The following is a 25,104-nucleotide window of genomic DNA, read 5'->3' as shown; positions in this document are numbered from 1 at the left end:
TGCCTCACAGCGGCGCCTGGTAACGCAGTTCGCCGCCGACGGCGGTCCCTTGCACGCTCAGGTCGTCCAAAGCGGACTCCTCGAGCGGCGACCCCGACAGCACGGCGAAGTCGGCGAGCTTCCCGGGCTCGAGCGTGCCCAGATCCCGCTCGGCGAAGGTCGCGTACGCGGACCCGTACGTGTAGGCGCGCAACGCCTGCTCCGGCGTCAACGCCTCTTCGGGTGCGAAGGGCGCTCCGGACGCCGTACGCCGGCGCACCATGTCGGCGAGCGCGAGCAGCGGAGCGCCGTTGACGACCGGGCGGTCCGAGGACGCGGGAAGCACGCAACCCGCGTCGAGGACGCTTCGCAGCCGGTAGCACCAGGGGACGCGTGACTCGCCGAGCGCGGCGCGCATGCCGTCGCCGAGCTCGTTGACGAAGCGCCCCTGCGGCGAAGGGATCAACCCGAGCGAAGCGAGGCGGGTCAGCTCCGCGGGCTGAAGCACCGCGCAGTGCTCGATGCGGTGCCGGTGGTCTGTACGCGGCGAAGCGGCCAACGCGGCTTCGTACGCGTCGAGGACCACGGTGATCGCGCGGTCGCCGATGGCGTGCGTCGCGATCTGCCAGCCCGCTTCGTGGGCGCGCAAGATCGTCTGCGCCAGCGACTCCTCGGGCACCTGGAAGTAGCCGCGGTTGTCGGGCTCGCCGTCGAACGGGTCGTGCATCGCGCAGGTGCGCCCGACCAGGGAACCGTCGGCGAACAACTTCATCGGGCCGACGCGCAGCCATTCGTCGCCCAGGCCGGTGCGCAGGCCCAGGTCGAGGCCGAAGCCGGCGCCGTCGGGCAGGTCGTGCAGCACGCTCGCGGCGACCATCACGGTGCTGCGCACACGCAGCACCCCGCGCTCGCGCGCCAGCTGGTAGGCGGCCAGCTCCGCGGGCGTCTCCCCGACCAGGCCGCCGCCGATCCCGGCTTCCTGGACGCTGGTGATGCCCTCCGCCAGGTACCGCTCGGACGCCCGGTCGAGGCCGCGGACCACCTGCGAAACCGGCGTCGGGTACGTCAGCGGCCGCAGCAGCAGCTGGGCCTGCTCGCGCAGCAGCCCCGTCGGCGAGCCGTCCGGGAAGAGCACGACGTCACCGCCGACCGGCACGTTCGCCAGATCGAGCCGGTCGAGGACCGCCGAGTTGACCACCGTCATGTGCCCGGACGTGTGCTTGAGCCGCACCAGCATCCCCGGCGCCGCCCGGTCCAGTCCGCGCCGGTCGGGGTGCCCGCCGTCGAGCTTGTTCTGGTCGTAGCCGCTCCCCACCACCCAGCTCCCGGAGGGCAGCGTCGCGGCCCGCGCGGCGACGGCGTCGTAGACCTCCTCGACGCTGCGGCAGCCGCTCAGGGGGACGTCGTCCAGGCCCATGCCGAACCACGCCATGTGGTTGTGCGCGTCGTGGAACCCCGGCACGACGAACCCGCCGGCCAGGTCGACCCGCGACCGCGCGGACAACGCGGCAGCGTCGTCCCCGAGCGCGACGACCCGGCCGTGCAGCACGGCGAGTGCGCTGGTGACGTCCGAGCCCGTCCACACCGTGGCGTTCTCGTAGACCGTGTCGACCCGCATACCTCCGCCTTCCTCCCCGCCACCCTCAACGGAGGCGCTTCGCGCCGCTGCCCCGGGCAAAGGCTATCGATCGATCGATCGAACGTCTAGCATCAGCGGCATGCCCACCGTGGAGTTCGCCGTCGAGGACGGCATCGCGCAGATCCGGCTGAACCGGCCCGAGCGGCTGAACGCGGTCGCCGCCGTCCTGGTCGACGACTTCCTCGCCGCGCTCGACGCGGCCGCCCGCAGCGACGCCCCCGTCGTCGTGCTCTCCGGCAACGGCCGCGCCTTCTGCGCGGGCCACGACCTCAAGGAGCCCACGCCCGAGGGGGACTCGCGGGCGCGGCTGGACCGGCTCCAGGACGTCACGCGGCGGCTGCGTGCGCTGCGCCAGCCGGTGATCGCGGCGGTGCACGGCTACGCGATCGGCGCCGGCGCGGAGTTCGCGCTGGGCTGCGACCTGATCCTGGCGGCCGAGGACGCCGTGTTCGCGTTCCCGGAGGTCTCGCTGGGCCTCAGCGTCACCGGGGCGGCTTCGCGCCTGCTGCCGCTGCTGGTCGGCCCGCTCAAGGCCAAGGAGCTCCTGCTGCTCGGCGAGCGCTTCGACGGCCGGAAGGCCGCGGACCTCGGCATGGTCAACGCCGCCGTCCCGGCCGACCGGCTCCAGGCCGAGGCGCTGAGCTGGGCGAAGCGGATCGCCGAGCACCCGCCGGCGGCGGCCGCGATGGCGAAGCGCGTCCTCGACGCGAGCACGGACCTCGAACCGGCGCTCGAACTCGAGGTCAGCCACGCCCTGATCACCGAACACTCGGCCGCGGTCGCCGCGTCCACGGAGGCCTTCCGGAGCCGGACGTGACGCCGCCGGCCGAAATCGGCACCCTCGCCCAGCTCGTCACGCGGGCCGCGCGGCGGTGGCCGGACCGCACGGCCTGGGTCTTCGACGAAACGGGCGAGCGGTTCACCTTCGCCGACGTCGACCGCGAAAGCGCACGGCTGGCCGCCGCACTGGCCGGACGCGGGATCGGCCCCGGCGACCGGGTGGCCGTGATGCTGCGGAACGTCCCCGGGTTCCCGCTCCTGTGGCTCGCGCTCGCCAGGATGGGCGCGATCCTGGTGCCGGTCAACACGAACTACCAGGAGTTCGACGGCGCCCACGTCCTGCGTCACTCCGGCGCGAAACTGGCCGTCGCCGCGCCCGAGTTCACCGATCTCCTCGGCCGGATCGGCCTGACCGAGGTCATCACCCCGGACGAGCTCGTCACCGACGCCGAGCCGCCGGACTTCACGCCGGTGCCCGAGCGGCCGGTGAACATCCAGTACACCTCCGGCACCACCGGCGCCCCCAAGGGCTGCGTGCTGCCGAACCGCTACTGGACAACCCTCGCGGTGAGCCTGGCCACCGACTTCCCCGCCGTCGGCGCGGACGACGTGATCCTGACCGCGCAGCCGTTCCACTACATCGATCCACAGTGGAACGTGGCCCTCGGGCTCGCCGGCGGCGCCACCCTGGTCGTGCTGGACCGCTTCCACCCGAGCACGTTCTGGGCGAAGGTCCGCGAGCACGGCGTCACGTGGTTCTACTGCCTCGGCCTGATGCCGGCGCTGCTGCTGCGGCAGGAGCCGTCGGAGGCCGACCGCGACCACCGCGTCCGGGCGATCTGCGCGTCGGCGATCCCGCACGAGCTGCACGCCGGGCTGGAGGACCGCTGGGGCGTGCCGTGGTACGAGGCGTTCGGGATGACCGAGACCGGCGGCGACATCCGGATGTCCGCCGACGACCACGACGAGACCGTCGGCACCGGCTGCCTCGGGCGGCCGAGCCGCGACCGCGAAGTGATGATCGCCGGCGACGACGGCAAGCCGTTGCCCCGCGGGGAAACCGGGGAGCTGCTGATCCGGGGGGTCGGGCTGATGCACGGCTACCACGACGATCCCGAAGCGACGGCGAAGGCCTTCCGCGACGGCTGGTTCCACACCGGCGACCTCGCGCGGATGGACGACGCCGGCCGCGTCTACTACGTCGGCCGCACGAAGGACATGATCCGCCGCAGCGGCGAGAACGTCTCGGCCGACGAGGTCGAACGCGCGCTGCTGCTGCACCCCGCGGTCCGGCTGGCGGCCGTCGTCGCCGTCCCCGACGACCTGCGCGGCGAGGAGATCAAGGCGTACGTCGTGTGCGACGGCGACCGGCCGGAGCCCGCCGAGCTGGCCGCCTTCTGCGCCGAAAAGCTGGCCTACTTCAAGGTTCCGCGGTTCTGGGCGTTCGCCGACGAGCTCCCGATGACGCCGTCGGAGCGGGTCGCCAAGGGCGAGCTGCGGAAGGTCGCCGACCCGCGCGCCGGGTCCTGGGACGCGAAGGCGGAAGCATGGCTGTGACCAGCCGCGAGCGGGTCCGCGCGGCCGCGGTGAAGCTGTTCGCCACCAAGGGCTTCCACGGCACCGGCATCCGGGATCTGGCGCAGGAGGCGGAACTCTCCTCGGCGAGCCTCTACCACTACATGGGCACCAAGGAGGATCTGCTCGCGGACATCATGCACACCGCGCTGAACCGCCTCCTCGACGCCGCCCGCGAGGCGACCGCGGGCAGCGCCGATCCGGTGCACCGGCTGCGCACGCTGGTCGCGCTGCACGTGCTCGCGCACGCCGTCGGGCCGGCCGAAACCCGGGTGGTGGACAACGAAGTCGACGTGCTGTCCCCGGCCGCGCGCGAGCCGGTCGTGGCCCTGCGCGACGCCTACGAACGGCTGTGGGCCGCGGCCATCGACGAAGGCGTCGCGGCGGGGGTGTTCCACACCGAACACCCGGCGGTGACCCGGCTCGCACTGCTGGAGATGTGCAGCGGCGTCGCGAGGTGGTACTCCCCCCGCGGCCCGCTGGCGCTGGACCAGCTCGCCGAGCACTACGCGGAGCTGGCTTCGGGGGCGCTGGGCTGCACGGCACCGCCCGGCGTCCACGACTTGGCACGCTGCCGGGAAATCGTCGCGAAAGCGTGGGGCACGGCGGTCTAGGCGGCGAGCCGCGGCCGAGTGTCCTGCACCACACGCCGGCCCCCGCGTGCCCGGCTCACGCCCCGTCCGGAATGGTCGCGAAAGAGTGGGCCATGTCCGTTTAGCGGCGCTTTTACCTGTGTACGCCTTGCCCAGACGGCGTGCGTGGGGGACGCTCGAAGGGTGACTGAGGAAACGATCCAACTGGAACTGGACGACTCGGGTCTCGCGCCGGGCCTCCCGGCGCCGGCACACCCCCGCGATCAGGTGCAGGATGTCCCCTATCGCCCGGTCGAGTTCCGCGATGACGATCTCCCCACCGCCCTGGAGCGGTGCTCCGCCTGGCTACGGCAGGCTCAGGAGTGGCTCGGCGAGCCGCTGGACGTCCTGGCCATCCACCTCGACTACGACAACCGCCAGGGTTCGCCGTACTACGACGTGAAGCTCCTGTGCAACGAAGAGGACCTCGCCGGCGTCCCGATCGCCATTCGCAACAAGAAATAAGCAGGCCGAAGTGCCGTCAAGGCCATCTCACGGACATCCGGGAGGTGGCCTTGACGGCTTCTCGCGCCCTTAACCCAGTGCCCCGCCGACCTTCACGTGCCCCTTGAGCAGGTTGCGCGCGATGGTGCGGCGCTGGATCTCGTCGGTGCCTTCGTAGATGCGCAGCAGCCGCAGCTCGCGGTACCACCGCTCGACCGGCAGCTCCCGCGTGTAGCCCATGCCGCCGTGGATCTGCAGGACGCGGTCGACGATTTCGTTCGCCTTCTGGCCGCCGTACAGCTTCGCCATCGACTGCGCGTGCCGCGAATCCATGCCCTGGTCGACCTGCCAGGCGGCGTTGAGCACCAGCCAGCGCAGGGCCTCGAGCTCGACGCCGGAGTCGGCGATCATCCACTGGATGGCCTGCCGCTCGGCGATCTTCTGCCCGAACGTCTCACGGGTGTTGGCGTGCTCGATGGCCATCGAGATCAGCCGCTCGCACGAACCGATCGCGCGGGCCGGCAGCAGGTAGCGGCCCTGGCCGATCCACTGCATGGCGAGCTCGAAGCCGCGGCCCTCCTCGCCGAGGATCTGCGTCTCCGGCACCCGGACGTCCTGGAAGATCAGCGAAGCCGGGCCCCACTCGCCCATGGTGTCGATGTACTCGGACTTCCAGCCGGCCTCGCGGTCGACCAGGAAGCACGTGACGCCGCCGTTCGCGCCCTTCTCCGGGTCGGTGATGGCGAAGACCATCGTGAAGTCGGCCTCGTTGCCGCCGGTGATGAAGGTCTTCTCGCCGTTGATGACCCAGTCGGTGCCGTCCTTGCGGGCGGTGGTCCGGATGGCCTTGGCGTCCGACCCGGCGCCCGGCTCGGTGATCGCGAAGCACGACTTGCGCTCGCCCGAGATGGTCGGCAGCAGGTAGGTCTGCTTCTGCTCCTCGTTGGCGTGGAACAGGATGTTGTCCGCGGCGCCACCGAAGCGGAACGGCACGAAGGTGCGGCCGAGCTCGGCTTCGAGCAGGGCGGCCATGACGGCGGACAGGCCCATGCCGCCGTACTCCTCCGGGGTCAGCACGCCCCAGAAGCCGGACTCCTTGGCCTTGAGCTGGAGCTCCTTCAGCTCCTCGCCGGTCAGGCCGGGCTGGTGGGCGCGCTCGCGCCGCAGGACCTCCTGCTCGAGCGGGATCAGCTCGCGCTGGACGAACGTGCGGACCCAGTCGCGCACTTCACGTTCTTCGACGCTGAGAGAGAAATCCATGACCTCGCTGCTCCTCCGACATGACTAAGCGCTCGCTTAGTCCCAGGGTACCTCCTGGGTGCCGGATAACCCCAGACCTCTCGGCGAATTCGTGACAACGGCTTCGGCGCCCGGAAAGATCGAGGGGGTGATGGAGATCGTGGTCCGCTGGTCGTCGCCGTTGCCCGCCGAAGAGCGCTTCCTGCGTCTGCTGGACGACGTCGAGCAAGGACGGTTCGAGGCGTACCGGCAGGAGGCGGACAAGCGGCGCTTCCTCACCGGCCGCGTCCTGGCGAAGACGGTCGCGGCGGAGCGGCTCGGCTTGGCCGTCGAGGCCGTGCGGTTCGACGCGACCTGCGAAGACTGCGGGAAGCCGCACGGGCGGCCGCGGGTCCCGGGCGCGGACCTGGCGTTGTCGATCTCGCACTCGGGCGAGCTGATCGGCCTCGCGGCGACGCCGTCGGTCCCGGTGGGCCTGGACGTCGAGACGGCGACCCGCCGCGCGGACGACGGCCTGATCGAGTACGCCCTGAGCCCCGCCGAAGCCGGGCACCTGGCCGGCCTGGGCGCGGAGGAGAAGGCGGCGGCGTTCTTCGTCTACTGGACGCGCAAGGAAGCGGTGATGAAGGCCACCGGCAAGGGCCTGCGCATCCCGCTGCAGAGCATCACGTTCTCCCGCTACGACGAACCGGCCCGCCTGGTCTCGTCGGGCGACCCGGCCCTGGACCCGGCCCGCACGCGGCTGGCGGACCTGAAGGCCGCGGACGGTTACCGCGCGGCCATCGCGGTGCTGACCACCGACGAGCTGTCGGTGACCGAGGAACACTGGGTCCCCTAGCCGGGCAGGTCCTCCAGACCCATCGCGGTCAGGAGCGTCCGGAACTTGGCCGTCGTCTCGTCCAGCTCCGCCTGCGGGTCCGAAGCCGCGACGATCCCGCCGCCCGCGTAGAGCCGCATCGACGTCGACGCGATCTCGGCGCAGCGGATCGCCACCGCCCACTCGCCGTCGCCCGCCGCGTCGACCCAGCCGACCGCGCCCGCGTAGTAGTCGCGGTCGAAGGGCTCCAGCTCCTGGACCAGCTCGCGCGCGCCGTCGGTCGGGGTGCCGCAGATCGCCGGGGTCGGGTGGAGGGCCGCCGCGAGGTCGAGGGCCGTGACGTCCGGGTCGGCCAGCTCGCCGGTGATCGGCGTGCGCAGGTGCCAGATGGCCGGCGTGGTGACCAGCTCCGGCTCGGCGGGGACTTCCAGCGTCCGGCAGAACGGCCGCAGCGCCTCGACGAGGTAGTCGATCACCACGGCGTGTTCGAGCTGGTCCTTGCGCGAGGTCCGCAGGGCCTCACCGTTGGCCCGGTCGGTCGCCGGGTCGGCCGAGCGCGGCATCGAGCCGGCGTGCGGCGACGAAAACACCGTGCGGCCGGTGCGGCGCAGCAGCAGCTCGGGCGTGGCGCCGACGAGCGACCGCCCGCCGGGCAGCTCGGCCGCGTACGTGAAGTGCCGGGGATTGCCGACGGCGAGGTTGCGCACGATGCTTTCCGCCGGCACCGGCGAGGCGAACTCGAGGTCGAGGGCGCGGGCCAGGACGACCTTGCGCAGGTCACGCTCACGGAGGGCGTCGACCGCCGCCGAAACGGCGACCATGTGCCGCGCCGGCGACGGGACCGCACGCACCCGCGAGGGCGCGGGCAGGACCTCACGCGGCAGCGAAGGCACCCCCTCGGACCGGTGGACGGTCCGGGGCACGACGAGGTGGCCCGGCACCTTCGTGTCGGGCCCGGTGTCGAACGGCAGGACGCCGACGGCCAGCGGGGCGCCGGTCTCGGCCAGGACGCCGGGGATCGCCGAGGCGAGCCGCCGGGGGTCCGTCTCGGTGACGGTCCGGATGGTGCCCTGCGCGAGGAGCGCGCGCTCGGCCGTCGTGAACAGGAAGTCGCCACGCTGGTAGCGGGCGGCGAGGTCAGCCGGGGTCGCCGGGTCTAGGTCGCTCACACGACCAGCGTCCCAGGCTTCGGGAGAACCGCGGGAGAAGTGTCGCGAGCGACACTCCCCCCGCGGGAGCTCCTGGTGACGGCTACTTGAGCGCGTCGATGAGCGCCTCGCGCTGGCGCTCGCCCAGGCCGGCCGCACGCCGGTCCGGGTCGATGCCGGCCTGCTCGAGCAGGGCGGCGACCTTCACCGCGCCGAGGCCGGGGACGGCCTTCAGCAGCTGGGTGACCTTCGTCTTCCCGATCGTCTTGTTCTCCTTGGCCTGCTTGAGCACCTTTTCGATGCTCTCCTTGCCGGACTTGATCGACGCGAGCAGCTCCGAACGCGCCTTGCGAGCCTCGGCGGCCTTGGCCAGGGCCTCGGCGCGCTGCTCCGGAGTCAACGTAGGCAGAGCCAACGTAGTAGTCCTTTCCTCTCAGGTCTCCGCTTTCGCGGCCGACGGCTTTTGTGAGTGCTTGCTGCTGCAAGCGCTGGCCAGCCGTCTCTTACCACGGCCCCAGTAAACGCCACCGGCTTCGTGACCGTGCAACCGACACGCACTTATTACCCCCGGAGGTGATGCCGGGCAACCCGCTCCGGCCTGCGGAAACGCTCCCAAGAAGCGTCCCGCGTGGCCTCACTCACCCGGAAGTGAAGCCTCCACTACGCCGTCTCTTCGCGCGCATTTCCTTGTCCATAAGGAAAAGCGGAAAAATTGATGATCTTGATCATCGTCCGGTCGTCGCCCGATCGCGCGACGACCGTGACCGAACGGAGCCAATGTTGACCATGCCCGCTTCACCCGATCCGCACTAGAGTCGGCGCAACCCCAGTTCACCGGCGAACGACCCCCGGGAGCGACCATGTTGAGCACCATGCAGGACGGCCAGCTGTCGCTGGCGAACCTGCTCCGCCACGGCACGTCGGTGCACTCGGCGAGTGAAGTCATCACCTGGACCGGTTCAGAAGCCCGCCGCGAGAGCTACGGCGAGCTCGGCAAGAACGCCGCCCGGCTCGCGAACGCGCTCCGCGGCCTCGGCGTGACAGGAGACCAGCGCGTCGGCACGTTCATGTGGAACAACGCCGAGCACATGGCCGCCTACCTGGCCGTTCCGGCGATGGGCGCCGTGCTGCACACCCTGAACATCCGGCTGTTCCCCGAGCAGCTCGTGTTCGTCGCCAACCACGCGGAGGACCACGTCGTCATCGTCGACGGCACGCTGGTCCCCCTGCTGGCGAAGCAGCTGCCGCAGCTCAAGACGGTCCGGCACGTCATCGTGGCCAACGGCGACGCGGCGGCCCTCGAGGCCCCGGACGGCGTCGAGGTGCACTCCTACGCCGAGCTGCTGGCCGGCCAGCCCGACACCTTCGACTGGCCGGACGTCGACGAGCGCTCCGCCGCCGCGATGTGTTACACGTCGGGCACGACGGGTGACCCCAAGGGCGTCGCCTACTCGCACCGGTCGATCTGGCTGCACTCGATGCAGGTCTGCATGACCGACAGCATGCGGCTGGCCCAGCAGGACAAGGCGCTGGCCATCGTGCCGATGTTCCACGCGATGGCGTGGGGCCTGCCGTACGCGTCGCTGATGGTCGGCGCGTCACTGCTGATGCCGGACCGGTTCCTCCAGCCCGCGCCCGTCGCCGCGATGCTGGCCGCCGAGAAGCCGACGTTCGCCGGCGCGGTGCCGACCGTCTGGCAGGGCCTGCTCGCCCACCTCGAAGCCCACCCGCAGGACATCTCGCACCTGCGCGAGGTCGTCGTCGGCGGGTCGGCGGTGCCGCCGTCGCTGATGCACGCGTTCCAGGAGCGGCACGACGTCCCGATCCTGCACGCGTGGGGCATGACCGAGACGTCACCGCTGGGCAGCGTCGCCCGGCCGCCGGCGACCGCGACCGGCGACGACGCCTGGCGGTACCGCTACACGCAGGGCCGCTTCCCGGCGTCCGTGCGGGCCCGGCTGATCGACGACGACGGCGCGGTGCTGCCCTGGGACGACGAGGCCGTCGGCGAGCTCGAGGTCCAGGGCCCGTGGATCGCGGGGTCGTACGTCGGCGGCTCGGAAGTCGACCCGGACAAGTTCCACGACGGCTGGCTGCGCACCGGCGACGTCGGCCGGATCAGCCCGGACGGCTTCCTGACGCTGACCGACCGCGCCAAGGACGTCATCAAGTCCGGCGGCGAGTGGATCTCCTCGGTCGACCTGGAGAACCAGGTCATGGGCCACCCGGCGGTGGCCGAGGCGGCGGTCGTCGGCATCCCGGACGAGAAGTGGGACGAGCGGCCGCTGGTCGCCGTCGTGCTCAAGGAGGGGCAGACGGCCACGCCCGAGGAGCTGCGCGAGTTCCTCAGCGACAAGGTCGCGAAGTGGCAGCTGCCGGAGAACTGGACGTTCGTGGACGAAGTGCCCAAGACGAGCGTCGGCAAGTTCGACAAGAAGCGGATCCGGGCGTCCTACTCCGAGGGAAAGCTCGACATCGCCCAGCTCTAACGGGTAAATCTCCGGCGTGCCTTTGAGTCCGTGACGGCCACCTTGGGGGACTCTGTGTCCCTCAAGGTGGCCTTCACGAACGTTCACGGAGGAGTGCTGGGGATGCGGAACAGGCGGAGCTTTCTCGCGCTCGCGGGGATGAGCGCGGTGGGTGCGGTGGCCGCGGCGTGCGGGTCGAACACCGGGCGGCAGGGCGACCCGCCGCCGTCGACGGCGTACTCGGCGGGGCCGCCGCCGTCGGACGCGCCCAAGGTCACGCTCCAGCAGTGGTACCACGCGTACGGCGAGGACGGCGTCCAGCAGGCCGTCAAGCGGTACGCCGCGAGCTACCCCGGCGCGACCGTCGACGTCCAGTGGAACCCCGGCGACTACGACTCGAAGATCGTCACCGCGCTGCAGAACAGCAACGTGCCGGACGTCTTCGAGGCCCAGGTCAAGATCGACTGGGTGCGGCAGAACCAGGTCGTCTCGCTCGACGACGTCATCGCACCGGTCAAGGGCGACTTCAGCCCGGCCGTGCTGGCGGCGCAGACCGTCGAGGGCAAGGTCTACGGCATCCCGCAGGCCACCGACACGCAGGTGCTCTTCTACCGCAAGAGCCTGCTGCAGGCCGCGGGCGTGCAGCCGCCGCAGACGGTCGACGAGCTGATCGACGCGGCCGCGAAGCTCACGAAGGACGGCGTCAAGGGCCTCTTCGTGGGCAACGACGGCGGGGTCGGCGTGCTCACCGGCCCGCTGCTGTGGTCGGCCGGCCTCGACTACCTGAAGAACGGCAACCGCGAGGCCGGCTTCGACAACCCGCGCGCGGCGACCGCGTTCGGCAAGCTGCACACCTTGAACGCCAACGGTTCCCTGCTGCTCGGCGCGCCGGCGGACTGGTCGGACCCCGGCGCGTTCGTCGACGGGCTCACCGCGATGCAGTGGACCGGGCTGTGGAGCCTGCCGAAGATCCGCTCGGCGTTCGACGACGACTTCGGCGTGCTGCCGTTCCCGCGGCTCGACGGCAGCGGCGCGCCGTCGGTGCCGGTCGGCGCGTACGGCGCGATGGTCAACGCCAAGAGCGCGCACGTCGCCGAGGCCAAGGCGTTCGTCAAGTGGCTGTGGATCGACCAGACGCAGAACCAGCTGGAGTTCGCCTCGAAGTTCGGCTTCCACGTCCCGGCGCGGCAGAGCCTGATCGACCGCGCGGACAACCTCAAGACCGGCCCGGCCGCCGACGTCGCCCGGTTCGTCAAGGAGAACAGCCACCTCGTCGGCGGTCCGGTGTGGACGCAGCAGGCGAACACGGCGCTGTCCGATGCGGTCGCGAAGATCGCGAAGGAGGGGGCGGACCCGGCGGCGCAGGTCAAGACCGCGGTCGAGGTGGCTCGCGCCGAGCTGAAGCGCCTGTTCGGGTGAGGCGGCGCGACTCGCGCGCGTTCTGGCTGTGCGTCGGGCCCTTCCTGCTGGGCCTGGCGATCTTCGCGTACCTGCCGATCGGCTGGAGCGCGTACCTGTCGTTCTTCGACGCGCGCAACACGGTGACGCCGACCGAGTTCGTCGGGCTGGACAACTACGGGCACATGCTCATCGACGAGCCGTTCCTGTCGAGCCTGGGCACGTTCAGCCTGTTCGCGGTGTTCATCGTGCCGCTGACGTTCGTGCTGTCGCTGGCGCTCGCACTCGGGGTCGACCAGCTGCGGTTCGCGCGGGCGTTCTTCCGGTCGGTGTTCTTCCTGCCGTTCGCGTGCTCGTACGTCGTGGCGTCGCTGATCTGGAAGACGTCGTTGTTCTCGGGTGTCCGCTACGGGCTGGCGAACACGGTGCTGGCGGCGTTCGGGGCCGATCCGGTCGCCTGGACCGGGACGGTCCACCCGCCGCTGTACTGGATCGTGCTGGTGACGGCCCGGCTGTGGCTGCAGCTCGGGTTCTACATGATCCTGTTCATCGCGGCGCTGCAGCGGATTCCCCAGCACCTGTACGAAGCGGCGTGGCTCGACGGCGCGAAGCCGGGCTGGCAGGTGTTCCGGTACGTCACGCTGCCGCAGCTGCGTTCGACGGCCGTCGCGGTGTTGTTGCTGAACCTGATCAACGCGTACCAGGCGTTCGACGAGTTCTACAACATCATGGGCGACAGCCGCGGCTACCCGCCGTTCGCGCGGCCGCCGTTGGTCTACCTGTACTACACGTCGCTGGGCTCGGGCGGTCAGGACCTCGGGCGCGGCAGCGCCGGCGCGGTGATCCTGGCGCTGATCATCGCCGTGGTGACGCTGCTGCAGGGCCGCGTCCTCCGCTTCGGGCGGGCGTCATGAGGGCGTTCTTCCGCTGGACCTCGCTCGTCGTGGCGGCGGTGCTCTTCCTGCTGCCGTTCTACCTGCTGGTGCGCAACGGCCTGGCGTCGCGGGCGGAGATCACGGCTCCACAGTGGACGTTCTGGCCGTCCACTGTGCACTGGGAGAACTTCTCGCGGCTGTTCTCGTCGGAGGACGTCCCCTTCGCCCGGAGCCTGCTGAACTCGCTGCTGGTCGCGACTTCGCAGACGATCGGCCTGCTCGTGGTCTGCTCCCTGGCGGGCTACGGCCTGGCGCGGATCCCGTACCGCCACTCGCGGCTCGTGTTCCACGCGGTGCTGGCGACGCTGATGATCCCGACGTCGGTGACGTTCGTGCCGAGCTTCGTGGTGGTCTCGACGCTGGGCTGGCTGTCCGACTTCCGCGGCCTGGTGATCCCCGGGCTGTTCAGCGCGTTCAGCGTGTTCCTGTTCCGGCAGTACTTCCTGGACTTCCCGCGCGAGCTGGAGGAGGCGGGCCGCGTGGACGGGCTGACGCGCTGGGGCGTCTTCTGGCGGATCGTGGTGCCCAATTCGAAGGGCTTCTTCGCGGCGATCGCGGTGATCACGGTGATCGGCAGCTGGAACGCGTTCCTGTGGCCGCTGATCATCGCCCAGTCACCGGACTCGTGGACGGTCCAGGTGGCGCTGTCCGGGCTGCTGACGGCGCAGAACCCGCAGCTCAACCTGCTGTTCCTGGCGGCGGCGGTGTCGATCCTGCCGATCGTGCTGCTGTTCGCGTTCCTGCAGCGGTACCTGGTCCGAGGGGTGACGGAGTCCGGTTTGACGGGCTGAACCGCCACCACAGCAGGGCCAGGGTCAGCAGCAGCGCCCCGCCGTCGGTGACCAGCGAAGGCAGCAGTCCGGGCCAGCCGTACAGGTCCAGCGTGGCCCGCCACACCGACGACGGGATCGTGAACACGCCCGCCGCCTGGGTGGCGTTCACCGCCAGCACCAGCCAGAACACCCAGCGGCGCCCGGTCAGGACGAGCAGCCCGAGCAGGTTCCCGGCCAGGTAGCCGTCGCCGACCAGCCGCAACCCGGTCAGGAAGCCGTCGGACAGCGGCGCGCCCGCCAGGAAAGCCGCGCGTGCCACCAGGTCGTGGTCGATCACCACGAAGTTCTGCAGTGCCGTGCCGAGCGCGAAGAGCAGTGAACAAGCCGCGATCCACCACCGCATCCCGAGCCCTCTCTATCAGTGATAGAGAACAATCTATCACTGATAGAGTCCGCCGCGTGCCGCTCGATCGCCGTCGGATCACCGAAGCCGCCCTGGAACTGCTCGACGAGGTCGGGCTCGCGGAGCTGAGCACCCGGCGGCTCGCCGCCCGGCTCGGCGTCAGCTCGCCGACGCTCTACTGGCACGTCAAGGACAAGGCACAGCTGCTCGACCTGCTCGCCGAAACCATCTGCGAAGACGCGTTCGACATCGACGCCACCAGGCCGTGGCGGGATCAGCTCGCGCAGGGGCTGCACCAGTTCCGCGCGCTCCTGCTCAAGCACCGCGACGCGGCCACCCTGCTCCGGGACCGCCCGCCGGGCCCGAACCGGCTCGCCCACATCGAAACGACGTGCCGGATCCTGCTCGACGCCGGCTTCACCCCCGAAGACACCGCGGGGATCGCCCGGCTGCTCACCGCCCACGTCCTCGCCTCGACCGAGACCCCGGCGAAACCTGCTTCCGGCTTCCAGGACCGGCTGGACGACTACCCCGCCGTCCGGGCACTCGGCCCGATCTTCGCCCGCACCACCGCCGATGACCTCTTCGCCCTCGGCACCGAAGTCATCCTCGACGGGCTCGCGCAGCGGCGGAAATGACCACGACCTTCGGCGGTACACCCCACCCCGGCGCCTGTGACAAGGTGGATTGAACTGTCACGGTGAATGTTTTTCACGTTCACCCCGGAACGGACTGGGGAGCGAACACCATGGCCGAACTCACCCGGCGCACCTTCGCCACCGCGGGCGCCGCCGGCGTCGGGCTCCTGCTGTGCACGCCCACCGCGAACGCCCTCGACCGCGCGCTGCGGCTCACGACCACCCGCTCGGTCACCACGTCCGGCACCACGCTCGAACAGGTCGCCACCGGTGGGGGCACCAGCACCTACTCGCGCCTGTCCGCCGGCCCGGGCTGGCCACTGGTCGTCCGCAGCGATCTCGCCACGCCGAAGAGCGGGCGCGACGACCGGCGCCGCGCGCTGTCCGCCTTCGTGCAGTTCACCGACCTGCACATCACCGACGCCGAGAGCCCCGCGCGGTTCGAGTACCTGCACCCCTTCATCGGCTCCGCGCACCGGCCGCAGGAGGCGCTCGGCACCGTCGCCACCAGCGCGCTCGTCGAGCGGGTCAACAGCGTGCGGCAGGGTCCGTTCACCGGGCGGCCGTTCGACCTCATGGTCACCACCGGCGACAACACCGACAACCACGAGCTGATCGAGCTCGACTGGTTCCTCAAGGTCCTCAACGGCGGCAGCGTCACCCCGAACTCGGGTGACGCCAACGCCTACGAAGGCGTGCAGAGCTCGGGCAACGACGAGTACTGGAACCCCGGCACGCCCGGCGGTGACGCCTACACCGCCAAGGGTTTCCCGCAGATCCCCGGCCTGCTCGAGGCGGGCATGAAGACGTTCACCGCGCCCGGCCTCGACGTCCCGTGGTTCTGCACCTTCGGCAACCACGACGACAGCATCGTCGGCTCGCTGCCGGCGCAGATCCCCGGCATCGACGCCTGGTACACGGGGAAGTACAAGGTCATCGGCAAGGACGAGACCACCGCGAAGAAGCTCGCCGACGCCATCAGGAAGCCCGGCTCCAGCGTGCCGGTCGCGGAGCTGTTCGGCGGCAGCGGCACCGTCCGCGAGATCACGCCGGACGTGCGGCGCCGGCCGTTCAGCACGGGCGAGTTCGTCCGCGCCCACCTCGACAGCGCCAACACCGGCCCCGGCCCCGTCGGGCACGGCTTCACCAGCGCCAACGCCGACGGCCAGAACGTCTACTACACGTTCCGGATCGCCCCGGGCATCACCGGGATCAGCCTCGACACGACGACCGACGCCGGGTTCGCCGACGGGTCGATCGGCCTCGCGCAGTACTCCTGGGTGGAGTCGACGCTCAAGCGCAACAGCTCGGCGTACTACGACTTCTTCGGCCGCAAGGTCACCCACGCCGTCACCGACGAGCTGTTCATCCTGTTCAGCCACCACACCAGCGGCTCGATGGGCAACCTGCTGCCGGACTCGCGCCACCTGCTCGACCCGCGCCTGGACGGCAACGCGTTCGTCGCGCTGCTCAAACGGTTTCCGAACGTGCTGGCCTGGGTCAACGGCCACACGCACCTCAACAAGATCACACCGCACGCGGGGAACACGCCGCAGCAGGGCTTCTGGGAGATCAACACGGCGTCGCACGTCGACTTCCCGCAGCACGCCCGGATCGTCGAGGTCGCGGACAACGCGGACGGCACGTTGTCGCTGTTCACGACGCTGATCGAGGCGGAAGCGCCGTACGCCGTGGACTACGACGCCCGGACCCCGCAAGCGCTTGCGTCGCTGTACCGGGAGCTGTCCTACAACGACATCCACGTCGACCTCGGCCGCGTCGGCGCGGCGGCGGACCACAACACCGAGCTGCTGCTGGTGCACCCGCTGGGCTGAGGCGTTACCCCGGAGGTAATCGCCCCGCCGCACGCCTTCGGGCAAGCTGCGGGCATGACCGATCCCGAGGGCACCCGGCTCTTCCACCGTTCCATGCCGTTCTCCGAACGCCTCGGCGTCGAGGTCCTGGAACACGGACGCGAGCTCGTCCGCAGCCGGCTGAAGTGGGACGAGAGCCTCTGCACGCTCGGCGGCGCGCTGCACGGGGGCGCGCTCATGGCGCTGGCCGACTCGACCGGCGCCGTGTGCGCGTTCCTCAACCTGCCCGAGGGCGGCCAGGGCACGACGACCGTCGAGTCGAAGACGAACTTCCTGCGCGCGGTGCGTTCGGGCTACGCCGTTGCGTCGTCCAGACCACTTCACGCCGGCCGCAAGTTCGTCGTGGTGGAGACCGAAATCCACGACGACGACGGCAGGTTGGTCGCGAAAGTGACACAGACCCAGGCCGTGCTGTAGGTACCTGTTTACATACCTGGCCGGACCGGCGAAAATCCCTGCCTACTGGGTGGGCCGATCGAGGAGCCGGGATGCGGGTACGCAAACTGTTCACCATATTGTCCGTTGTCATGTTGACCGCGGTAACCGCCCAAGCCGCCGAAGCCGGGCCCGCCCGGCCCGGCGACGACGAGGCGATCGACTACCACGAGTGGAACGGCGGCCGCTTCCACGAGGGCGAGTTCGCCGGGCTCGCGCCGACCCGGGACGGCCTGCGCATCACGCACCCCGCCGGCACGGTGGAGCACACCGAGCCGGAGCTCGGCACGACGAAGACGTACGAGTACGGCCAGTGGACGTCGCCGTCTTACCGGCAGGGCTTCGGGGCGACGCAACTGGTCGCGTCGTGGAACGCGCGGACGCCGTCGAAGACGTGGCTGCAGGTGGAGGCGCAGGGCCGGACGTCGGCCGGCGCCGAAACCGGGTGGTACGTGATGGGGCGCTGGGCCAGCGGCGACGCCGACATCCTGCGCACCAGCGTCGACGGACAGGACGACGCGAACGCGCTGGTCGACGTCGACACGCTCGTCATGAAGACCGGCGTGACGCTGAAGTCGTACAAGCTGCGGATCAGCCTCTACCGCGAAGCCGGATCGGGCGCGACGCCGTCGGTGACGTCGCTGGGCGCGATGACGTCGGCGGTCCCGGACCGCTTCGACGTGCAGCCGACGAAGCCGGGCCGCGCCACCGGGATCGAGCTGAAGGTGCCCGCGTACGCGCAGAACCTCCACAAGGGACAGTTCCCGCAGTACGGCGGGGGCGGCGAGGCCTGGTGCAGCCCGACGTCGACCGAGATGGTGGCCGAGTACTGGGGCAAGAAGCCGTCCGCGGCGGAGATGGCGTGGATCCCGGCGGACTACGTCGACCCGTCGGTGGCGTTCGCGGCGCGCTACACCTACGACCACGCCTACGACGGCACGGGCAACTGGCCGTTCAACACGGCGTACGCGGCGTCGCGCGGGCTGCGCGGGCACATCACGCGGCTGCACTCGCTGAACGAGCTGGAGACCTACATCGCGCGCGGCATCCCGGTGATCACGTCGCAGTCGTTCCTGGCCACCGAGCTGGACGGCGCCGGCTACGGCACGGCGGGCCACATCATGGTGGTGGTCGGCTTCACGAAGGACGGCGACGTGATCGCGAACGACCCGGCGTCGAGCAGCAACGACCGCGTGCGGAACGTGTACAAGCGCGACCAGTTCGAGAAGATCTGGCAGCGGACGAAGCGGTACCGCGCGGACGGCACGGTGGCCGGCGGCCCGGGCGGCATCGCGTACATCATCACCCCGGCCTGACGGAGTGGGGGTGGGGAACAGTGCCCGGTGGCCTGTTCCTCACTCCCGCACCAGTCCCAGGGCCGCACGATGACGCCAGGCCAGCATCAGACAGGCCTGAGCGGCGTTCCGGGTGCCCGGATCCCGCACGTACCGGTCGACCGATTCGGCTTCGAACGGGACTCCACGTCCTTTCGGCCCCACCACGATCGTTCCTTCCGTGCCCTGCTGGACGATCCCGGCGAACAGCCGGTCGAACGTGGTGTGGTCGAAGACGCAGACCAGGAGCAGTTCGAGCTTCCACGTCAGCGGGTCCAACCCGATGCCCAGCACGTGCAGCCGGAGGTCCCCGCGCGCCCGTGCCGCGCTCAGCTCGCGGAAGGGCCACTCGTTCTCGTAGTCCAGCGGACGGCCACCGCGGCCGTAGGACTCCTCGACGTCGAGGAACTCCTCCGCGTATTCACGCATCACCGTGTGCCAGATCTTGAAGTCCCGCTCCCGGGAGCCGAGGTCGATGTCGGCCGGCGTGAACTCCCCGGCCGGGACGACGTGGATCGTGGCCGGACCCACCGCGACCCTGCGCTCGTCCCGGCGGTGCATGAAGAAGCCACAGCCGTCATCCGAGGCGCGGATCGTCAGGACGATCACTCCGAGCGAAGTCCCGCGGCGGCGGAGGTCGAACGGATCACCCAGGTACCGCCGGTACGCGCCGTCCACGACCGCCCGGCCGGCGAGATCGTTGATCGCGGCCTCGTGGGCGAGGACTTCGGTGGTGTCGAGCTGGTCGTAGTAGTGACCGGCGGCGAAGCTGAGCCGGAGGCCGCCGTCTTCGGCGACCACGCTGGTCGGGCGGTAGATCCAGCCGTTGTACAGCTCCGTCATCCCGCCCAGTTCGACGAGCGCGTTGCTGTAGCCGGGGTACCGCGTCCCATCGCGCTTCCTGGGCATCATCCTTCGCGCTCGGCTCCGCACCTCGACGAACTGCTCGTCCCGGTCTTCCGGCTCGCGGTGGATCTCGACCGACTCGAGAGGAGCCGGTTCGGGAAGCACCCACCCGGCCTTGGTCAGCATCGGGATCTCGTCGGCTTGCCACTCGGGACGGATTCCCGATCCGGCGAGCGCGCGCAGCTGCGCCTGCCGCAGGCGCACGTGCTCGTTCACGCGCCGGAAGTGGCCCTCCGTACTTTCGCTTCGTGACCGACGCAGGTTCGCCCAGGTCAACGGAACCCCGAACAGGGCTATCAGGAGGCCGACCCCGGTCAGTACGACTCCAGTGGTCATGCCGCCTCCCCAGTCACTTCCGTCTCCGGCGAAGTCGGTTCGAGCGGACCTCTTCGTTACGGCCGGACCGGGATCGGCGGGGCGCCTCGCGGCGCCCCGCCGGGCTTTCACCAGGTCTTGCCGGCCTGTTCCCCGGTCGTGCGGTTGATCCGGTTGAAGAAGTTCGTCAAGGCGATGTTCAGGGTGATCGCCGACAGCTGCTTCTCGTCGAAGTGCTCGGCGGCGGCCGCCCAGATCTCGTCGGTCACGCCCGGCTGGCCGTCCTGGAGCCGGGTGGCGGCTTCGGTCAGCGCGAGCGCGGCCCGCTCCGCCTCGGTGTAGAACGGCGTCTCGCGCCACGCGACCACGTTGTGCAGCCGCTCCTCGGTCTCGCCGTGCTTCTTCGCCGACTGGACGCCGCCGTACACGCACGGGCTGCAGCTGTTGATCTGGCTGGCCCGCAGGTGGACCAGCTCGAGCACCAGCGGGTCGACGCCCCCGGCGTGCACCGACTTGATGATCTGCTGGATCGCTCCGAACACCTCCGGATCGCCCGCGCTCTTCAGCCGTGGTTCCATCGTTCCTCCATCGGTTACCTGTGCCCCTCCGGGCTCGTCACCACCACGACGGAGCAGAACCGAGGAAGGTAACGACATGTCCGAGACGCTGGCCGAGGCCTTCGAAACACAGCGAGACCGGCTGCGCGCGGTCGCCCGCCGCGTGCTGGGCTCGGCCGCCGACGCCGAGGACGTGGTCCAGGAGGCGTGGCTGCGCCTCTCCCGCCAGGACGCGGCGGAGATCCACAACCTCGAAGGCTGGCTGACCACGGTGGTCGGCCGGCTCAGCCTCGACCTGCTGCGCTCGCGCCGGGCGCGTCCCGAGACGCCCTACGACGAGATCGTCGTGGAGGTCGACGACGGCCCCGCGCCCGAGGAGGACGTGGAGCTCGCCGACTCGGTCGGGCTCGCCCTGCTGGTCGTGCTCGAGTCGCTCGGGCCGAACGAGCGACTGGCGTTCGTGCTGCACGACCTGTTCGCGGTGCCGTTCGACGAGATCGGCCGGATCCTCGGCAAGACCGCCGGCGCCGCGAAGATGCTCGCCAGCCGCGCCCGCCGCAAGGTCCGGACGCCGGGCCGGACACCGGTGGCCGGGCGAGAGCAGCGAGAGGTGGTCCAGGCATTCCTGACGGCCGCCCGCGACGGCGACTTCGAGGGACTGCTGCGCGTGCTGGACCCGGACGTCCGGCTCACGATCGACAATCCGGACGGCATGGTGGTGGTCCTGGGCGCCACCAACGTCGCAGCGGGCGCCCGCTTCGGCGCAGCCAAGGACGGCCGACGGGTACTGGTCGGCGGCCTGCCGGGAGTCGTGGCTTGGCGGGAAGACGGAACGCCGCTGTCGGTGGTGGCATTCACGGTGCTGGACGGCCGGATCGCCAGCATCGCGGCGGTGACGGACCCGGCGAAGCTGGCGTCGATGGACCTGCCGGAGCCACCGGAAACCGTCGGTACCCCCCGATGAGCTGGAAGACGGGGGCCGGTGGCCCGCGCTTCGCACAGCAGCGGCGTGGGGGCTCGGGCCCAGGCCGCACGGCCCGCGGCGAACAACGAGCCCGGGCCCAGCCCGGCGAGCAAACCGGAGCCCGAGCCCACCGCCCCGCGAGCTAACCACGGCACCGAAGCCAACCCGCCCCGCCCGCGGCGAGCAGACCGCAGCCCGCGCCAAGCCCACCCACCCGCCGAGCCAACCAGCACCGAAGCCAAGCCAACCGACCTCAGCGACCCAACCAGCACCGAAGCAAACCCACCCACTCACAGTTGCGAACAGCGCAACACGTTGCGCCATCGCCACCCAACCTCACTCATGCGGATGTCGCCATCTGCGCATGATCCGTGATTAGCTGCGGTCAGAGCCAGCAAAGCCGGAAGGTGGATTCGCATGCCGTACGAGGTGCAGGGGGTTGTTTCGCGGGCCAAGGGCGAGCCCGTCTCGCTGGAGACCGTTCTCGTCCCCGATCCCGGGCCCGGCGAGGCCGTCGTGAACGTGCAGGCCTGCGGGGTCTGCCACACCGACCTGCACTACCGCGAGGGCGGCATCAACGACGAGTTCCCGTTCCTCCTCGGCCACGAAGCCGCCGGCGTTGTCGAGGCGGTCGGCGAAGGCGTCACCGACCTCGAGCCAGGCGACTACGTCATCCTCAACTGGCGCGCGGTCTGCGGCACCTGCCGGGCCTGCAAGCGCGGCAAGCCGTGGTACTGCTTCTCGACGTTCAACGCGACCCAGCCGATGACCCTCCAGGACGGCACCGAGCTGTCGCCCGCCCTCGGTGTCGGCGCCTTCCTCGAAAAGACGCTCGTCCACAGCGGACAGTGCACGAAGGTCGACCGCGAGGCCGAGCCCGCGGTCGCCGGGCTGCTCGGCTGCGGTGTCATGGCCGGGCTCGGCGCGGCGATCAACACCGGCGCCGTCACCCGCGGTGACTCGGTCGCCGTCATCGGCTGCGGCGGGGTCGGCGACGCCGCCATCGCGGGCGCGAAGCTGGCCGGGGCCACCACGATCGTCGCGATCGACATGGACGACCGGAAGCTGGAGTGGGCGAAGGACTTCGGCGCCACCCACACCGTCAACAGCCGGAACCTCTCCGAAGCGCAGGTCGTCGAGGCCATGCAGGACGCGACGAACTCCTTCGGCCCGGACGTCGTGATCGACGCCGTCGGCCGCCCGGAGACCTGGCGGCAGGCGTTCTACGGCCGTGACCTCGCCGGCACGGTCGTCCTCGTCGGCGTCCCGACCCCGGACATGCGGCTGAACGACCTGCCGCTGATCGACTTCTTCTCGCGCGGCGGCTCGCTCAAGTCGTCGTGGTACGGCGACTGCCTGCCTAGCCGGGACTTCCCGATGCTCGTGGACCTCTACCTGCAGGGCCGGCTGCCGCTGGACAAGTTCGTCACCGAGCGGATCGGCGTCGACGGCGTCGAGCAGGCCTTCGAGCGGATGCACCACGGTGACGTCCTGCGCAGCGTGGTGACGTTCTGAGCCTCTTCGTCGACGAGGACTTCCCGGCCGACCCCTACCCGGGGGCCCGGCCGGGCTACTCCTTCGTGCACGTCGACGGCGCCGGGTACCCGCTGGACACGGCGCCGGACGACTGGCGGGAGCGGCAGGCCGTGCTCGCCTACGGGTCGAACGCGAACCCGTCCAAGATCACCTGGATGCGCGCCGAACTCGGCCTGCAGGGCCCGGTCGTCGTGGCGCACGCCCGCTGCGACGGCCTGGCCGCGGTCTGGGCGTCCGGGCTGCGCTACCGCGACGGCCAGCGCCCGGCGACGCTGACCGCGCTGCCCGGCGTCGAAGAACACGCCGTCTGGTTCGTGACGCCGGAGCAGCTCGCGGTGCTGGACGTCTGCGAAGGCCGCGGCAACCGCTACCACCTGGTGCGGCTCACCGACCCGGACATCACCCTCGAGGACGGCAGCAAGGTGACCGACGTCCTGGCCTACATCGGCGCGATGCCGATCCGGTACCCGCTGCTGGTCGACGGCAAGCCGGTGCGCACGGCCGACGTCTCGCAGGCGGAGGCCGTCGAGCTCGAAGGCGAGGCGGCCGACGGCCCCGGCGTCGCGTGCACCGTCGTCGAGCCGCCCGACGGCCGCACCTTCCCCTAGATCAGCTTCCCCGGGTTGAGGATCCCGGTCGGGTCGACCGCAGACTTGGCCGCCCGCAACACCTCGACGCCCAGCGAGCCGATCTCCGCGCTCAGGTAAGGCGCGTGATCGACGCCGACGGCGTGGTGGTGCGAAATCGTCCCGAGCCCGGTGATCGCCTCGCACGCCGCCGCCTTCGCGCGCTGCCACTGGCCGACCGGGTCGGTCCCGTCTCGCGCGGTCAGGACCGTGAAGTACAGCGACGCGCCGGTTTCGTACGCGTGCGAAACGTGGCACATGACGATCGAGCGGCCCAGGGACGCCGTCAGCGCCGCGCGGACGTCGTCACGCAGTTCGTCCACAGTGGACCAGTAGGCCGCGGTTTCCAGCGTCTCGACGCAGACGCCCTGGTCCAGCAACGCGTCCCGCTGCCGGGGCCCGGCGAACCGGCCGTGCCGCCAAGACTCGCCTAGGGCCTTGCCGACGCGCACGGCGCCCGCGGCCTTCAGCCGGCGGGTGGTCTCGCGGCGCCGCAGCGCCACGTCGTGCGCGGTGCCCTCCCAGCCGACGATGAGGAAGCACGGCCGCGGCACCCCGCGCGCGGCGAGGTACCGGCGCAGCGCCGCCGTCTTGAACCCCGCGTTCAGCGCCAGCGAAACCTCGGTCTCGTCCCCATCGGACAGCCGGGTGACGTCGGCGAGCGCGTGGTGCTGCGCCAGGTCGCGCACCGCCGCCGTGCCGGCCGCCCAGCCGGGCAGCGCGTAGCCCTCGTAGCGGCGGACCGGCGGCACCGGCCGCACCCGCAGCGCGACTTCGGTGATCACGCCGAGCGTGCCCTCGCTGCCGACGGCGAGCTGCCGCAGGTCCGGGCCGGCCGCCGACGCCGGCGCGACCCCGAGCTTCCACGGACCGCGCGGGGTGGCCAGCCGCACGCCGGTCACCATGTCCTCGAACCGCCCGTAGCCCGACGACGCCTGGCCGGCCGAGCGCGTCGCCGCGAAGCCGCCGATCGTGGCGCGTTCGAACGACTGCGGGATGTGCCCGAGCGTCAGGCCGTGCTCACCGAGGAGGCGCTCGGCCTCGGGGCCGCGGACGCCCGCCTGCAGGACGGCGATGCGCGACTCGGCGTCGACCGACACGAGCGTGTCGAGCCGGACGAGGTCGAGCGCGATCACCGACGCCTTCTCGCCGCGCAACGCCGCGACGCCGCCGACCACCGAGGTGCCGCCGCCGAAGGGCACGACCCCGACGTCGTGCGTGACGCAGACGTCGAGCACCGCCTGGACCTCGTCGGGGTCGGCGGGCAGCACGACCGCGTCGGGCACCGGGAAGTCCGCGCCGGGCGAACGGCGGCGCAGCAGGTCGAGGTAGGACAGTCCGGTCGCGCGCGCCAGCCGGGCCCCGTCGTCCACGAGCACGTGGTCCGCGCCGACCACCTCCGCGAGCGCCGCCGAGGCAGATTCACCGAGTTTCGGTGACGGTATTTTCACCGACTCGTTCACTTCGGGGGCGGCGCCGGGGGTGACCGGACCGATACGCTGGTCGAGCCACCTGGCCGCTCGCGCGGGCAACTGGGCGGCGTCGGCGGCTTCCGCGGTCCAGGACCGGCGGAGGCGGTGGTCAATGAGCGCGTTCACGACTACAGTGTGACATATGGACGTTAAACGTCACACCACGCAGACTGCGGGATCTTCCGCGCTCGCGGACACCCGCAACCGCCAGACGGCG

The 25,104-nt window shown here is 70.9% G+C and carries 24 protein-coding genes; 16 read left to right on the top strand and 8 right to left on the bottom strand.

Annotation, left to right across the window (positions count from 1 at the left end):
- Positions 1–4 precede the first annotated feature (4 nt).
- Positions 5–1,597 (bottom strand): amidohydrolase, encoded by a 1,593-nt coding sequence (locus tag ACH54P_RS34415; RefSeq protein ID WP_489907462.1) that lies wholly within the window; start codon positions 1,595–1,597, stop codon positions 5–7.
- Between the two features lie 100 nt (positions 1,598–1,697).
- On the opposite strand from ACH54P_RS34415, the gene ACH54P_RS34410 reads away from it, so the two are divergent.
- The 4 genes from ACH54P_RS34410 (at position 1,698) to ACH54P_RS34395 (ending at position 5,070) form a co-directional block, all read left to right on the top strand.
- Complete coding sequence (locus tag ACH54P_RS34410; RefSeq protein ID WP_489907461.1) at positions 1,698–2,435, top strand: enoyl-CoA hydratase/isomerase family protein; 738 nt, start codon at positions 1,698–1,700, stop codon at positions 2,433–2,435.
- Entirely contained in the window at positions 2,432–3,955 is a 1,524-nt protein-coding gene (locus ACH54P_RS34405) for an ATP-dependent acyl-CoA ligase (protein WP_489907460.1), read from the top strand. Before ACH54P_RS34410 ends, ACH54P_RS34405 begins: the two co-directional genes overlap by 4 nt.
- Positions 3,952–4,587 (top strand): TetR/AcrR family transcriptional regulator, encoded by a 636-nt coding sequence (locus tag ACH54P_RS34400; RefSeq protein WP_489916801.1) that lies wholly within the window; start codon positions 3,952–3,954, stop codon positions 4,585–4,587. The genes ACH54P_RS34405 and ACH54P_RS34400 overlap by 4 nt, the downstream gene beginning before the upstream one ends.
- 162 nt (positions 4,588–4,749) lie before the next feature.
- Entirely contained in the window at positions 4,750–5,070 is a 321-nt protein-coding gene (locus ACH54P_RS34395; protein ID WP_489907459.1) for a hypothetical protein, read from the top strand.
- Positions 5,071–5,139: 69 nt separating this feature from the next.
- Here ACH54P_RS34395 and ACH54P_RS34390 read toward each other — a convergent pair whose 3' ends face one another.
- Positions 5,140–6,309 carry an acyl-CoA dehydrogenase family protein gene (locus tag ACH54P_RS34390; RefSeq protein WP_489907458.1) on the bottom strand — a complete coding sequence of 390 codons (1,170 nt, stop codon included), beginning with the start codon at positions 6,307–6,309 and terminating at the stop codon, positions 5,140–5,142.
- 130 nt (positions 6,310–6,439) lie between these two features.
- On the opposite strand from ACH54P_RS34390, the gene ACH54P_RS34385 reads away from it, so the two are divergent.
- Positions 6,440–7,126, top strand: a complete 687-nt coding sequence (locus ACH54P_RS34385; protein ID WP_489907457.1) for a 4'-phosphopantetheinyl transferase family protein — start codon at positions 6,440–6,442, stop codon at positions 7,124–7,126.
- Here the strand turns inward: ACH54P_RS34385 and ACH54P_RS34380 are convergent.
- Both ACH54P_RS34380 and mihF read right to left on the bottom strand, forming a co-directional pair.
- Positions 7,123–8,274 (bottom strand): isochorismate synthase, encoded by a 1,152-nt coding sequence (locus tag ACH54P_RS34380; RefSeq protein ID WP_489907456.1) that lies wholly within the window; start codon positions 8,272–8,274, stop codon positions 7,123–7,125. The genes ACH54P_RS34385 and ACH54P_RS34380 overlap by 4 nt on opposite strands.
- Positions 8,275–8,356: 82 nt before the next feature.
- Positions 8,357–8,668: an integration host factor, actinobacterial type gene (gene mihF, locus ACH54P_RS34375; RefSeq protein WP_051767699.1), complete on the bottom strand. Its 312-nt coding sequence runs from the start codon at positions 8,666–8,668 to the stop codon at positions 8,357–8,359.
- Between the two features lie 445 nt (positions 8,669–9,113).
- On the opposite strand from mihF, the gene ACH54P_RS34370 reads away from it, so the two are divergent.
- From ACH54P_RS34370 to ACH54P_RS34355, 4 genes are all read left to right on the top strand, one after another.
- Entirely contained in the window at positions 9,114–10,742 is a 1,629-nt protein-coding gene (locus tag ACH54P_RS34370) for a long-chain fatty acid--CoA ligase (RefSeq protein WP_489907455.1), read from the top strand.
- Positions 10,743–10,844: 102 nt separating this feature from the next.
- Complete coding sequence (locus ACH54P_RS34365; protein WP_489907454.1) at positions 10,845–12,140, top strand: ABC transporter substrate-binding protein; 1,296 nt, start codon at positions 10,845–10,847, stop codon at positions 12,138–12,140.
- Positions 12,137–13,033: a carbohydrate ABC transporter permease gene (locus ACH54P_RS34360; RefSeq protein ID WP_489907453.1), complete on the top strand. Its 897-nt coding sequence runs from the start codon at positions 12,137–12,139 to the stop codon at positions 13,031–13,033. The genes ACH54P_RS34365 and ACH54P_RS34360 overlap by 4 nt, the downstream gene beginning before the upstream one ends.
- A complete protein-coding gene (locus tag ACH54P_RS34355; protein WP_489907452.1) occupies positions 13,030–13,845 on the top strand; it encodes a carbohydrate ABC transporter permease in 816 nt (271 codons plus the stop codon). The genes ACH54P_RS34360 and ACH54P_RS34355 overlap by 4 nt, the downstream gene beginning before the upstream one ends.
- Here the strand turns inward: ACH54P_RS34355 and ACH54P_RS34350 are convergent.
- A complete protein-coding gene (locus ACH54P_RS34350; protein WP_489907451.1) occupies positions 13,733–14,230 on the bottom strand; it encodes a hypothetical protein in 498 nt (165 codons plus the stop codon). The genes ACH54P_RS34355 and ACH54P_RS34350 overlap by 113 nt on opposite strands.
- A gap of 56 nt (positions 14,231–14,286) precedes the next feature.
- Between ACH54P_RS34350 and ACH54P_RS34345 the strand changes: the two genes are divergently transcribed.
- The 4 genes from ACH54P_RS34345 to ACH54P_RS34330 all read left to right on the top strand — a co-directional run bounded on the left by ACH54P_RS34345 (position 14,287) and on the right by ACH54P_RS34330 (position 18,493).
- Complete coding sequence (locus tag ACH54P_RS34345; protein WP_489907450.1) at positions 14,287–14,868, top strand: TetR/AcrR family transcriptional regulator C-terminal domain-containing protein; 582 nt, start codon at positions 14,287–14,289, stop codon at positions 14,866–14,868.
- A gap of 110 nt (positions 14,869–14,978) precedes the next feature.
- Positions 14,979–16,703, top strand: coding sequence for a TIGR03767 family metallophosphoesterase (locus ACH54P_RS34340; RefSeq protein WP_489907449.1), 1,725 nt, complete (start codon positions 14,979–14,981; stop codon positions 16,701–16,703).
- A 54-nt stretch (positions 16,704–16,757) separates the two neighbouring features.
- Entirely contained in the window at positions 16,758–17,159 is a 402-nt protein-coding gene (locus tag ACH54P_RS34335) for a PaaI family thioesterase (protein ID WP_470284453.1), read from the top strand.
- 71 nt (positions 17,160–17,230) lie between these two features.
- Positions 17,231–18,493 (top strand): C39 family peptidase, encoded by a 1,263-nt coding sequence (locus ACH54P_RS34330; protein ID WP_489907448.1) that lies wholly within the window; start codon positions 17,231–17,233, stop codon positions 18,491–18,493.
- A 39-nt stretch (positions 18,494–18,532) separates the two neighbouring features.
- On the opposite strand, the gene ACH54P_RS34325 is transcribed toward ACH54P_RS34330, so the two are convergent.
- Positions 18,533–19,633, bottom strand: a complete 1,101-nt coding sequence (locus ACH54P_RS34325) for a hypothetical protein (protein ID WP_489907447.1) — start codon at positions 19,631–19,633, stop codon at positions 18,533–18,535.
- A 227-nt stretch (positions 19,634–19,860) separates the two neighbouring features.
- Positions 19,861–20,310 (bottom strand): carboxymuconolactone decarboxylase family protein, encoded by a 450-nt coding sequence (locus ACH54P_RS34320; RefSeq protein ID WP_489907446.1) that lies wholly within the window; start codon positions 20,308–20,310, stop codon positions 19,861–19,863.
- A 76-nt stretch (positions 20,311–20,386) separates the two neighbouring features.
- Between ACH54P_RS34320 and ACH54P_RS34315 the strand changes: the two genes are divergently transcribed.
- From ACH54P_RS34315 to ACH54P_RS34305, 3 genes are all read left to right on the top strand, one after another.
- Positions 20,387–21,253: a sigma-70 family RNA polymerase sigma factor gene (locus tag ACH54P_RS34315; RefSeq protein ID WP_489907445.1), complete on the top strand. Its 867-nt coding sequence runs from the start codon at positions 20,387–20,389 to the stop codon at positions 21,251–21,253.
- Between the two features lie 417 nt (positions 21,254–21,670).
- On the top strand, positions 21,671–22,768 hold the full coding sequence (locus ACH54P_RS34310) for an S-(hydroxymethyl)mycothiol dehydrogenase (RefSeq protein ID WP_489907444.1): 1,098 nt from the start codon (positions 21,671–21,673) through the stop codon (positions 22,766–22,768).
- Positions 22,769–22,833: 65 nt separating this feature from the next.
- Positions 22,834–23,397 (top strand): gamma-glutamylcyclotransferase family protein, encoded by a 564-nt coding sequence (locus tag ACH54P_RS34305; RefSeq protein WP_489907443.1) that lies wholly within the window; start codon positions 22,834–22,836, stop codon positions 23,395–23,397.
- Here ACH54P_RS34305 and ACH54P_RS34300 read toward each other — a convergent pair.
- The gene (locus ACH54P_RS34300; RefSeq protein ID WP_489907442.1) at positions 23,394–25,013 is read right to left on the bottom strand and encodes an FAD-binding oxidoreductase; all 1,620 of its coding nucleotides are present in this window, start codon (positions 25,011–25,013) and stop codon (positions 23,394–23,396) included. The two genes, ACH54P_RS34305 and ACH54P_RS34300, sit on opposite strands and share 4 nt — an antisense overlap.
- Between the last annotated feature and the right edge of the window lie 91 nt (positions 25,014–25,104).

The sequence above is a fragment of the Amycolatopsis sp. N2S4-7 genome (assembly GCF_058119595.1).
This window is presented reverse-complemented; position numbering and strand designations above follow the sequence as displayed.